The organism is Hydrocoleum sp. CS-953, assembly GCF_002260545.1.
Taxonomy (GTDB): domain Bacteria; phylum Cyanobacteriota; class Cyanobacteriia; order Cyanobacteriales; family Microcoleaceae; genus Trichodesmium.
Genome location: NZ_LGSU01001382.1, coordinates 1 through 11704 on the forward strand (window position 1 = coordinate 1; position 11704 = coordinate 11704).

Below are 11704 nucleotides of genomic sequence, written 5' to 3' on the forward strand. Positions count from 1 at the left end.
ATGGGGAGATGGGGAGATGGAGAGATTCGTATATTTGCAGAATTTTTTGTATTTAATATAAGAATAATTTTACTTAATAGACTTCTCCAAAAATGACCAATAAAATCAATTATTATCCATAACAAGACTTACGCAGAGGTGCTATATATAGAGTCAAAAAACTATATCGTTATAGTTTTGAACACTATATACATGGTCTTTGCGTAAGTCCTATATAAATCAGGACTTACGCAAAGCATCTATAAATTGTGTTTTTCGTAGGGCCAATTTCCTAGGTCATGCTCCGCAAACATGAATTGCTCCTGCGGATAGCGTCTCTGCGTAAGTCCTATAAATTATAAATTACCGAATTATTAATTATTAATAATTAATAATTAAATAATTCGCGCCTTGAAGCCTCCCCTTGGATAGGGAAAAAAAGCGGTCGTTTCGCTTCGCGACATGAATTGCTCGCATTCCGTCAGGATGGGATGGCGTTTTGCTTCGCAACATATAAAGCGGAGCGGCTCTGCATTCTTCGGGTCTCCTTCCCTCCGGGACGCTAAACGCCATATCCAATCGACCAAGAGAAGAAATCATATTTCCTGATATTCAATTAAGAACGGTTTTAACGGCTAGGTAATTATCAATTAATGAATCTCCCCTATTCCCTGTTCCCTGTTCCCTGTTCCCTCTTTTATGGAGATGTCTAATATGCTAAATCAAAATTACTTAAAACCAGGTGACTTACTACAAGTTATTTCACCTAGTGGTTGTCTGCGAGAGTTAGATGCTTTTAACAAAGGAGTAGCAATTTGGCGATCGCGTGGTTATCAAGTAGAACTGACCCCTAACTACGATAAGCAGTGGGGTTATTTAGCAGGTACAGATGAAAGTCGCTGTGGTCAATTAGCAGAGGCTATTAATAATAAAAATATTCGTGGAATTCTCTGTGCTAGGGGTGGTTATGGTGCTGCTCGCTTACTGGAAAATTGGCAATGGCCATCAATACCTACACCTAAATGGTTGATTGGTTTTTCTGATATTACAGCCCTACTATGGACATTTAGCAAAAAAGATTTTACCTGCGTTCATGGTCCATTATTGACTACCTTATCTGCTGAACCAGAGTGGTCAATTCAACGACTATTTGATTTGGTAGAGGGTCGTCCCTTAGAACCTTTAAAAGGAAAGGGTTGGGGTGGTGGTCAAGCAAAGGGCTATTTAATGCCTGCAAATTTGACTGTTGCTACTCATTTATTGGGTACTAAGTATCAACCAGATTTGACTGGGACAATTTTAGCTTTAGAAGATGTGAATGAAGCTCCTTACCGGATTGACCGAATGTTGACCCACTGGCGCATGGCTGGTGTTTTCCAGCAGGTTAAAGGTATAGCTCTGGGGCGGTTTAGCCAGTGTTCTCCTGGACGAATGGAGCGTACTGAGTTTACTGTGGAGGAAGTATTGCGCGATCGCTTGGCTGACCTAAATATTCCTATTGTCTCCGATCTTCCCTTTGGCCATGATGGCTCCAATGCAGCTCTCCCTCTAGGAGTAGAGGCCAATCTTGATGGAGACCGAGGTATTTTGGAAATTGTATCAAATCCGGTAGTATAGGTATAAAAAAGCCCAGAAACCGGGTTTGTATCAAATACCCTTGTAGGGACGTTGCATAAGGGCGTCCCTACCATTAACCTCCAACAAACCCGGTTTCTGATATGACTTCCGTGAAGAGGGGATTTGATATTATCAGGAAGTAATACTATGTCCGATTGAACGCTTATAATTTAAGATAGTAGGGGAGTAGGGGAGTAGAGGAGTAGGGGAGTAGGGGAGTAGGGAAGTAGGGGAAAAATTAAAATATATCCTCTTGATAGCCAAATATTTTATTTATACCTAATCATCCGGACATGATATAAGAATTAGACAGATATTGATAATTAGGGTTGGCTGAATAAATATCAAAGCATTAACTGGTATTGGTTTTAGCCTTTTTAAGTCCTGAAAAAGTACCTAATTTTTGACTGTTGTTGTCTCAAAATAGTAAAGTTTTGACCATATCTGTCAGAAAATCTGGGTAGTCCTACATAGTAATGGTGAAGATATTTGTAATTTTTCCCCACACTTCCCACATTTCCCACACTTCCCACACTCTCTCTACCATTACTATGCACCACCACCAAAATCTGGCCTTAGTAGACAGTCTAAACTGTTCCCTGTTCCCTGTTCCCTATTCCCTTGCCTTACTAGCAGACTTATTCAGCAAGCCCTAATTATAGCGGTTTTCACTTCATGACTACAAAACTTCTTCCTTATTACTGGGTTTAATATCCCGATGAATAATAGGTGGTTGACGACTATGCACATAATCTAAAATTTTTAATAGCTCTTTGGCGATCGCTTTAATATCATTTTCGCTAAAGGTACGACCAGACTGTATCCAGTCGGACAAAGATTTAGCCTCAATATAAGTTTGAACTAGGGCAAAACCTTTTCCTAACTCCATCTCCACATCAAAGTAATCCAGGTATTCAGGAATGGCGGGATGTTCGATAAATTTCAGCACTTCAGCTTTCCGTTCAAACAGTTTCAGATGTTCCCAAGTAAAGTCGGAGCTAAATAACAACAACTTAACCACAACCAAGGAATCTGTTTGTAAGTCGTTAGCCAGAAAAGTTCTACGACCAGTTTGAGTGCCAAGTACAGATTGGATGCGATAGCGATCGTGTCAAATTTGACCTATGAATTGTTCCATCGCTTTTGCTGTTAATTTAGCTATTTGGACTGGTTGTTTATCCGATCTCAAATCCGTTGGCTTCCGAGTAATATAGCACTACGCATTCAGGGCAAGGACATTTATAAATTCTAAAACCCCTTAACAGTCTACTGTTCCCTGTTCCCTATTCCCTATTCCCTATTCCCTAGCGCTATATAATTCCGTAGATCGTCATACAATGGGTAAGGGCGAATGGCCATTCGCCCCTAACATATAGACTCGGATCTTTGAATACTGAATAACACCGATGCTACCGAATTTGATATGATACCAAATTTAGTTATTTGACTTTCAGTATGACAAAATTAAACGAAATCTTCTGATAAAACTCAGTAGTAAAATTTTTCCTATCTTTTTTTGCTATTCTTAGGCTTGACATTATACTCCTGCAAAAGTATAGTTATAGATTTGGATTAACTCATACTATCTTGAAAATAATGGTTATCATTAGACCAGAATTACAAATTTTAGTGTAAGGTTCTTGGTTACTGATTTAAAGATATGCTCTAATCTATAAAATATTCTCTATTCCTATAGGCACTGACTATGAAGATAGATCGTCAAATACAAAATCTAAATTATGAAATCTTATAGTGACTAAAACATAAGGTCTCCTGTCCCTTTGAGGGGGATGAAAAAAATAAACTTCAGTATTTCAAGCCTTTGACTTTCCTGCCGAATGCTGCGCAAACAGCCAGAGGAACTGATAACTGATAACTGATAACTGATAACTGATAACTGATAACTGAAAAGACATCTGGCACCTGAAAAATGACTAATCAACAAACTCTCAGGCGGAAACTCTTAGACTTAGACAACGGTAACTACAAAGCCTACAGAGACATTCAAGGTAGTTACGAATTTCCTGACTTTACCCTAATAATTGACTATGTTCAGGGAGACCCCTTTGCCGCCCCTAGTAAGCTTCGGGTACAGGTGCCTTATACAGTTGCTGGCTTTCCTCCAGAACTTTATAACAATCCTATTCGGGAAATGGCCTTACGAGATTTCCTGACTCGCAAATTTGACAGACTGGCCTACGAAGTTAGTGGACGTCGTGGGACTGGCAAAAGTGGGATGATAGCTATTACGAAAATGGGGCAGGAAGTTCTAGAACGAACATCAGTATACCTAGTTAAGATTGCCCCCCCGGCTCCCAAACCTGCTCCTGGTGAAAACCCAGCTTTACAAAGGGCAAAACCAATAAAATTAGGCAATCAAAAGGGTGTAGAAGTCCGATTAGTAGTAGGATTACCTGCTGGTGGCCGTCGGATTTTAGGTAGGCAAGCGGCAGAGATGCTTTGTGATGATATCCCCTATATTGTTCACCGGAGTCTAAAGTATGAACAATTAGATGCTGATGCTTGTCGCCGTCATGTAGAAACTGTAGAAGATACAGATTGGTTACGGAAACAGTTGCCAGAAAAAAATTTAGTGGCTTTTGTGGCTAATGGGGCAATTTTACCCCGTCGGAGTGGGGTTGACGATCGCCCTTTATCTTCTGATGAAGTAGTACCATTTAAGTCTCCCTCTTCTCTAGAAGTAGAGTTTGAATGTCCCAATCAAGGTAAAATTTCTGGTATGGGAATTCCTCAAGGGGTGACATTAATTGTTGGTGGTGGTTATCATGGTAAGTCCACTCTGCTGAAAGCAATTGAAAGAGGGGTTTATAATCATGTTCCTGGTGATGGACGTGAATTTGTGGTGACAGATGCGACAGCAATTAAAATTAGAGCGGAGGATGGTCGTAGTGTTGCTGGTGTAGATATTTCTCCTTTTATTAATCAGTTGCCTCAAGGTCGTTCGACTACTCAGTTTACTACTGAAAATGCTAGTGGTAGTACATCCCAAGCTGCAAATATTATGGAAGCTTTGGAGGCGGGTTTAGGAAATAATAGTAAGTCTGAAGAAACTGAAACTACAGAAACTGCAACGACTTCTACTCCTCCTGTGTTATTAGTGGATGAGGATACAGCAGCTACTAATTTTATGATTCGCGATCGCCGAATGCAAGAACTTATTACTAAGGAACAGGAACCAATTACCCCTTTTATTGATAAGGTACGACAGTTATATACTGATTATCAAGTCTCAACTATTTTAGTTATGGGTGGTAGTGGTGACTACTTTGAGGCAGCAGATAAAGTTATTGCGATGGAAAATTTCCAAGTACAAGAAGTTACGGAGAAAGCTAAGGAGATCGCTGAAAAATACACCACTGGTCGTACTGCTGAAGGCGGTGAAAAATTTGGTGAAATTCGAGCGCGAATACCACTACCAGCAAGTTTAGACCCCAGTCGGGGGCGACGAGATGTACGTTTAAAAGTGCGAGATGTTGATGAAGTGGTGTTCGGAAGTGAAGATGTTGACCTTTCTGCTGTGGAGCAATTGGTAAGTAAAGACCAACTAAGGGCAATTGGTGCCGCTATGGTTTATGCTAAAAAACAATATATGGATGGTAATCGGACTTTATTAGAAATTATTGATGCTGTTATGGCAGATATTGAATCTAAGAGTTTGGATGTTTTAGTTCCTTTTCCACAAGGAGATTTAGCTTTCTTCCGACGGTTTGAGTTGGTTGCAGCAATAAATCGTCTGCGAACTTTGGCAGTTAAATAATAGTGTTAGGTGCAGGTCAAAATTCAAAGTTCAAAAGTAATTTATGACCAGAAAATCAGGTTAATAGCCTCCCCTAATAGGGACAGGACTTACGCAAAGGTACTATATATAGAGTTAAAAAACTATAACGTTATAGTTTTGAACACTACATAGATGGTCTTTGTGTAAGTCCTAAGGGAATGAAAAAATCAACTTGAGTATTTCAAGCCTTCCTATTCGGTGGAGGTACTGATAACTGTTAACGCAGTTCCTCCGGAGGAGGCTAACTGAAATGACTGAGTTTTGGGTTAAGAAGCAATCTCAGGGGTGATGTGAGATTGCTTTCTTCCACTCTGTTGCAGTGGCAATGACTTTACAGTGCTTTTGAGAAGAATTTATAACAAGCTCTTGATTAATTCGTATTGTATGAATATCTTTTAAATCGTTACGAACCTGAACGAAAATTATATTTAGCTATTCCAGAAGAAGTACGTCAATCAGTTTTTGAAGAAGAGGCTGGAATAGTATTAATAGAAGATTGAATATTACGTCTTTTGAGCTTTAATCCCACTCAAGAGGTAATTGTCAAATCAATATCCTAAATATTGAACTAAAGCAAGCAATTCTCAAAGTCTTACAAGACTATATCTAATATATTGGGAATGATCCAGAAACTCAAATTAAATTAATCATAGATGAAATTCATAATCATTACTTACTGATAGAAATAGGTTGGCAAAGTAGTAGACGAATTTATAGAACTTTAATCCATCTCGACATTATCAAGGAAAAAATTTGGAGACGAAAAGATTGTACAGAAGAGGGTATTGCTAATGAAATTGTTAATTTAGGTATATCTCATAAGCAAATTGTACTTGCCTACAAAACACCTGAGCGACGCAATATTAATGATTTCGCTGTTTATTAACATCGTAGGGGTTTGGTCTCCAAACCTCTACACTTTTCGCAAGTCATTACTAATAACTGAATTAACCCATCCTTGCTAATACTCCCCTCTATTTGTGAGACTAAACCTCTGCTTTAAATCTTTTGAAAACTGGTTTAATTTCATAACCAATAGCTTCTGAAATTAGCTTACATTCTTCTGGAGTAACAAATTTTCTGACATATTCAGGAAATTTTTCTGGGATGTAAGTTTCTTCTAGCCACTGATGAAATTCTCCCAATAATTTATAGGGATAAATATTAGCAAGCTGTTCACCTCTTGTATCTGGATAATGGTGAATATACTGTTCAAAATCTGTTTTATATCCATTCTCTCTTAACCAGTTACACCAAGTTTTACCCACTGAAATATCAATAGTTGCTCTATCATGTAAAGGAACATTTTTAGATTCCAAATTCCTCATTAATTTACCAATTTCTTCAAAGATACACCATTTATTTCAGTTCAGTTTTCTGTTCAAATAACTTTAAGCGTTCGTACCAAACACGTTGGTAAGGATGCAAATTTATAGGTTCCTGAGTAGCAGGTTTTTGACCTGCGAAAAGCCATTGCTCAACCCACTCAGACACCATCATTTCAAATTCAGGTGAGAGCCACATAGCAAAAGAAACAGCAAGCTTAGGATGAATCCAAACTTCTCGATTTTTACCAAAAAATTAAGGTATAAAGCCTCTCCATTCATGGATAAAAAAGAAAAAGAATCATTTTAGCCAATCCTCTTTTTTATAAGAAGAGGTAATTCTCAATTCTCAATTCTCAATTCTCAATTCTCGATTCTTGAACAAAAAATGAGGGCATGCGCCTCCCCTTGGATAGGGGATGAAAAAATATTTAACTCAGTATTTCAAGCCTCCGAATTTAGTCGGAGGTTCACTGATAACTGATAACTGATAACTGATAACTGAAATGACCTTCTCCTTTTTTTTCCACAAGCTGATAAACCTCAAGTTTTGTTTTATCGGATAAAAGCTCTACATATTCATTTGTTCTATCCTTTTCAAACCAGCTATTGGGGTTTCTATACTTTCCTGTTTTACTTGTATATGCTCTCGCTAATTTAGTTGCATTAATATAGCCATCAGAATTGCGCTGAGTAACTACTAATTCACCAAAAGGGTATTCAATGTAGTCCATTCTAATTTATTTCTTTTTCAATAATTTATTCAATTTAAAAAGTAGCATTTTGTTATAAGAAATATAAAACAAATTGAGTGGCATTTTCCGAACTAAAAAGTTCGTCAACCACTAAATCACAGAATAAATTTTTGTTGTAAAATACTATGAATTTTGACTAGATTTTTGGGGTTGGTGATTAGGTAATGTTCTTCAATATTTGTGAACTCTATAACTATAGTTTTTTCATAGATATTTAAGACAACAGCATTACCCATTTACTAATGCCATATTTTTTAGCTTATTCTTGCCAATACTTCCCTCAACACATCCCCACTTACCTTATCTGTCACTGTTACTACTCCTACTCCAGTCGGTAAGACAAACCTCACTTTACCTGCTTTTACCTTTTTATCCGTCTGTAAAGAAACCAAAATCTCCTCAATATCTAACCCACTCGGTAACTTTGTCGGTAAACTAGCTTTTTCTATCAAAGCTAACTGACGGCGATCGCTCTCTTCATCCCACATTCCTGACTCTACCGCTAACCGACTCGCAGCAACCATCCCAATACCTACCGCCTCCCCATGAGTCACCACAGTATAACCAGTCAAACTTTCCACAGCATGACCAACAGTATGACCGTAATTCAAAATTGCTCTTAACCCCGACTCTTTCTCATCTTTTGCTACCACATCTGCCTTACTTTGGCAAGACCTAATCAAAATTTCCTCTAATAACCCTGGTGTTAAATTATTAATTTCATCAAGACCATGACTATTCTCCATCTGAGCAAATAATTCGGCATCCCAAATTACTCCATATTTAATTACTTCTGCCATCCCTCCCCGAAATTCTCGCACAGGTAAAGTCTTTAATACCTCTGGGTCAATTAATACTAACCGTGGTTGATGAAAAGCACCGATAAGATTTTTACCTTGAGGATGATTAACTCCCGTTTTTCCACCAATAGCAGCATCCACCATCGCTAGAAGAGAAGTCGGAACTTGCACCACATTCAAACCCCGCAACCAAGTCGCAGCAGCAAACCCAGTCATATCCCCAACCACTCCACCACCAAGAGCAACCATTGTCGAAGAGCGTTCCAGACGGTGTGCTAAAGCTGCATCATAAATATTGTGAAGAGTTTCAGGAGTTTTATATTCTTCTCCTGCGGGGAGAATGCAGTGAGAGACATCAAAACCTACTTGTTGGAGTGAGGCGATCGCTCTTTCGCCATAATGAGCAAATATTTCTGGGTTAGAAACTAGCAAGACTTTTTTGCCCAGGTTAAGGGGTTGCATCTTTGGGCCAAGTTGGTCAAGGTTGCCAGGAGCGATTGTTATCTCATAGGATTTTTGGGGAAGTTGAACGGTTATTGATGCCATGAGTAATTTAGGACTTTGCTATTTTTAACAATAAATATTAGACTTAATTTTATAGTTTTATTTGCCGTTTTGGAGAAAAGTTAATGACTGTTGAAGGAATTATTGCTTTTTTTGTTTTATTTGTTGCTTTTTTAGGTGTAGCTACAGTTTTAATGTTTGGCTTGCGTGTTGTTAAGTTAATCTAGAATTGTAGAATTTCTCCCGTTAGACTTTATTTTGATAGTTTGACGGGGGAAAAAATTTTGTTTAGCTGGACTTTAAAAAAAACAGAATAACAAATGAAAATACTTAAGTTTGGTATTTTAATCTCTATCGCTCCTACAATTATTGCAAGTTTGGTAATGCCTTGGGTGCGATCGCAACCACTGGCTAGGTGAAACACTAGAATGTTCATCAAAGAAAGGTCCTTCACGTTCTACAAATTTTCCTAGTATTTTCAGATTTGTCATAGCTGATCCTTAAAATGGGAAGTCATTGACCTTATTTTTTGGTTAGAATATAAACACGAAATATACCTAATCAAATTACTGATCTAAAATTACTATATGAGGTAGATTATTTGCAGTGGTTAGAAAAAACTATAAATATACTAAATAATCATAAATTGGAAAACCTAGATTATGAGAACTTAATTGTAGAGTTATAAGCATTGGGTAGAAGTGAAAAAAGTGCTTTTAAAAGTTGCGTAACTTTAATTATTCAACATTTGCTACTTTATCAATATTGGTCATAAGAAAGAGCTAATAATTCTAGGCATTGGCGTGGAGAAATTTTGAATTTTCGGACTCTGTTGAAATTAAGACTCACAAGAAATTTACGAAATTATTGAGGTGAACGAATTAATTATCTTTACCTTAAAGCCAGAAAAATTGCTGAGATTAAATTACAACTTCAATTACCTGAAATTAATCCCTATATTCTCGAACGGATATTAGATGAAGATTGGCTGCCATAGTAATTAAATTTAAGAGTAAAAATAAGATTTCATATATAGAAATATGCCCATAGGTTGTGAGAAATTAAAAAGTTGAAACTCCCACCTATTCCCTGTTCCCTCCATACCTAAAAAGCAGTAAGATTTTTGCCACGAATATGCGGAGGATTGCTATAGCATATTTCAAGTGTCTGTAGTGCGAGAATATTACCTGCAAAAGGTGTACTTCATCAAGATAAAATATACCTATAGATTGCCAAATGTTTTTGACGCTACAATAATTTTATAAAATTATTTCATATCTTTTTTTGCAAATAATTATTGAAGCAAATAATATGACAACTAATCAAGACCCCTATAACTTAAATCGTTTTATCATAGCTCAAGATAAAATCTATAAAACTGTTATAAAAGAGCTAATAAACGGCAAAAAGCAAACTCCATTGGATATGGTACATCTTTCCTCAAATAGATGGATTAGGAAAAAGTGCAACATCAAAGCACTATGCTATAAAAAGTATAGAAGAAGCTCGACAATATCTAAATCATCCTGTCCTTGGCAAAAGGCTTTTAGAATGTACAGAAATTGTTATTGCTGTTGAAGAAAAATCCATTTCAGAAATCTTTGGTTTTCCTGATGATTTGAAGCTAAAATCGTCTATGACATTGTTTGCTCATATAGCAAAACCTAATTCGATATTTGCTCGTATTATTGATAAGTATTTTGAGGGAGAAAAAGATGTAAAAACTCTCAATCTATTACTTTGCTAGCTCCATATTTAAACCACACTATGGAGGTTATCAGGAGTCAAATTAGAATTAGAGAAGTTTTGGAGTTAGTGAGGTACAAAGTTTTATCTTTTTATTATAGATGGGAGAGAAAGATTAATCCTCAACTTTACCTCACTATCCTCAAAAGTGCTGTAAACAAAGAAACAGGGTTTCTAAGTTTATCTACCTAAGTTCTGGTAATACAATTTTTGATCAACTAAACGTCCGTATCTATAAACTTTTGCACTACTTCTAAAGGTAAGGAAAGAGCATTTGAAACTTGTTCAGCAGTTAAACCCATACTCAATAAACGAGGAATAGCTTCTTGCTGCTGTTGAATAATTAAATCTCTTTCTCGTTCAATTTGTTGACGTGCAGTTGCTTCCCGTTGAGCATTTTTTCTTTCTTGTTCTTTCTCCTCGAGAATTTCTACATAAGTACCAAAACGTTCCCCATCTGGTCGATAAATTTCTAATTCTTTACCTTCCTTTTCAAAACTAATTCCTATTCGCGGACTTACCCAACCCTCCATTTCTTCTATTTCAATCATCTCTTCTCCTTGACGCCACCATCCTTTTAATCTCCCATTTTCTGGATAGTAAACATAATATTCTTCGACTCCATATTCAGAATAAAACTCTAATTTTGTCACTTCCAACTCATTAATAGTGTTGCTAGGAGAGGCAATTTCAAATACTACTTGAGGAGGAATATTTTCTTCTTCCCACTGTTTATAAGAACCCCTATCTCCTTGAGGGCGACCAAAAACTACCATAGCATCGGGAGCTTGTTTAACCCAAGGTTGTCTTTCTTTGGGATACCAAAATAAGTCTCCAGCAATAAAAACATTGGGGTTATCTTTATAGATACCAGCAATACCTCCCACAATAGTAGTAATAAAACGGAATTGAATAGTATTGTCTGCCAAGGGTAAACCGTCACTTTCTGGATAAATAATTTCTGTTTCTTCTATGAATGCCATTTTAGTTACCTGATTTTTTTGTCTTTGTAAGTAACTGCTACTGGATTTTAATAGACTTCTTGCAGAAGTCAGGGAATAGGGGTTCAACAATTAATAATTAATAATTAATAATTAATAATTACCTCTTCTTATAAAGAAGAGGATTGACAAAAAGGATTTTTTTCTTGTTTCTCCATAAATGGAGAGGCTTTATACC

Annotated in this window: 14 protein-coding genes and 1 pseudogene; 7 read left to right on the forward strand and 8 right to left on the reverse strand. The window is 36.9% G+C overall.

Translation table 11 applies throughout. The features are described from left to right. Nucleotides 1-693: 693 nt before the first annotated feature. Nucleotides 694-1596 carry an LD-carboxypeptidase gene (locus AFK68_RS27045; RefSeq protein ID WP_094676676.1) on the forward strand — a complete coding sequence of 301 codons (903 nt, stop codon included), beginning with the start codon at nt 694-696 and terminating at the stop codon, nt 1594-1596. A gap of 377 nt (nt 1597-1973) precedes the next feature. Here AFK68_RS27045 and AFK68_RS35610 read toward each other — a convergent pair whose 3' ends face one another. Both AFK68_RS35610 and AFK68_RS27050 read right to left on the reverse strand, forming a co-directional pair. After that, nucleotides 1974-2162 (reverse strand): hypothetical protein, encoded by a 189-nt coding sequence (locus tag AFK68_RS35610; RefSeq protein ID WP_210407647.1) that lies wholly within the window; start codon nt 2160-2162, stop codon nt 1974-1976. 113 nt (nt 2163-2275) lie between these two features. Beyond that, nucleotides 2276-2692, reverse strand: a complete 417-nt coding sequence (locus tag AFK68_RS27050) for a hypothetical protein (RefSeq protein WP_256386661.1) — start codon at nt 2690-2692, stop codon at nt 2276-2278. Between the two features lie 834 nt (nt 2693-3526). Between AFK68_RS27050 and AFK68_RS27055 the strand changes: the two genes are divergently transcribed. From AFK68_RS27055 to AFK68_RS42675, 3 genes are all read left to right on the forward strand, one after another. Beyond that, complete coding sequence (locus tag AFK68_RS27055) at nt 3527-5374, forward strand: ABC-ATPase domain-containing protein (protein ID WP_094676678.1); 1848 nt, start codon at nt 3527-3529, stop codon at nt 5372-5374. Between the two features lie 401 nt (nt 5375-5775). After that, the gene (locus AFK68_RS27060; RefSeq protein WP_143438339.1) at nt 5776-5895 is read left to right on the forward strand and encodes an element excision factor XisH family protein; all 120 of its coding nucleotides are present in this window, start codon (nt 5776-5778) and stop codon (nt 5893-5895) included. 137 nt (nt 5896-6032) lie between these two features. Continuing rightward, entirely contained in the window at nt 6033-6281 is a 249-nt protein-coding gene (locus AFK68_RS42675; RefSeq protein WP_256386662.1) for an element excision factor XisI family protein, read from the forward strand. Between the two features lie 100 nt (nt 6282-6381). On the opposite strand, the gene AFK68_RS27070 is transcribed toward AFK68_RS42675, so the two are convergent. The 5 genes and pseudogenes from AFK68_RS27070 to aroB form a co-directional block, all read right to left on the reverse strand. Then, complete coding sequence (locus AFK68_RS27070) at nt 6382-6723, reverse strand: hypothetical protein (protein ID WP_094676680.1); 342 nt, start codon at nt 6721-6723, stop codon at nt 6382-6384. Between the two features lie 31 nt (nt 6724-6754). Beyond that, nucleotides 6755-6958, reverse strand: a pseudogene (locus tag AFK68_RS27075) (KilA-N domain-containing protein); the annotation flags it as partial. A 232-nt stretch (nt 6959-7190) separates the two neighbouring features. Then, nucleotides 7191-7454: a KilA-N domain-containing protein gene (locus AFK68_RS27080; protein WP_094676684.1), complete on the reverse strand. Its 264-nt coding sequence runs from the start codon at nt 7452-7454 to the stop codon at nt 7191-7193. A 116-nt stretch (nt 7455-7570) separates the two neighbouring features. After that, nucleotides 7571-7711: a hypothetical protein gene (locus AFK68_RS37450; protein WP_168186680.1), complete on the reverse strand. Its 141-nt coding sequence runs from the start codon at nt 7709-7711 to the stop codon at nt 7571-7573. 18 nt (nt 7712-7729) lie between these two features. Beyond that, on the reverse strand, nt 7730-8821 hold the full coding sequence (gene aroB / locus AFK68_RS27085; protein ID WP_094676686.1) for a 3-dehydroquinate synthase: 1092 nt from the start codon (nt 8819-8821) through the stop codon (nt 7730-7732). 83 nt (nt 8822-8904) lie between these two features. Here aroB and AFK68_RS27090 point away from each other — a divergent pair, with 83 nt between their 5' ends. From AFK68_RS27090 to AFK68_RS27100, 3 genes are all read left to right on the forward strand, one after another. Next, nucleotides 8905-9006, forward strand: coding sequence for a cytochrome b6-f complex subunit PetL (locus AFK68_RS27090; RefSeq protein WP_094676688.1), 102 nt, complete (start codon nt 8905-8907; stop codon nt 9004-9006). Nucleotides 9007-9344: 338 nt separating this feature from the next. Continuing rightward, a complete protein-coding gene (locus AFK68_RS46645; protein WP_371357583.1) occupies nt 9345-9467 on the forward strand; it encodes a DUF29 family protein in 123 nt (40 codons plus the stop codon). A 756-nt stretch (nt 9468-10223) separates the two neighbouring features. After that, nucleotides 10224-10526 carry a DUF1810 domain-containing protein gene (locus AFK68_RS27100; protein WP_246844494.1) on the forward strand — a complete coding sequence of 101 codons (303 nt, stop codon included), beginning with the start codon at nt 10224-10226 and terminating at the stop codon, nt 10524-10526. Nucleotides 10527-10743: 217 nt separating this feature from the next. Here AFK68_RS27100 and AFK68_RS27105 read toward each other — a convergent pair whose 3' ends face one another. Then, nucleotides 10744-11508 carry a Uma2 family endonuclease gene (locus AFK68_RS27105; RefSeq protein ID WP_094676690.1) on the reverse strand — a complete coding sequence of 255 codons (765 nt, stop codon included), beginning with the start codon at nt 11506-11508 and terminating at the stop codon, nt 10744-10746. Between the last annotated feature and the right edge of the window lie 196 nt (nt 11509-11704).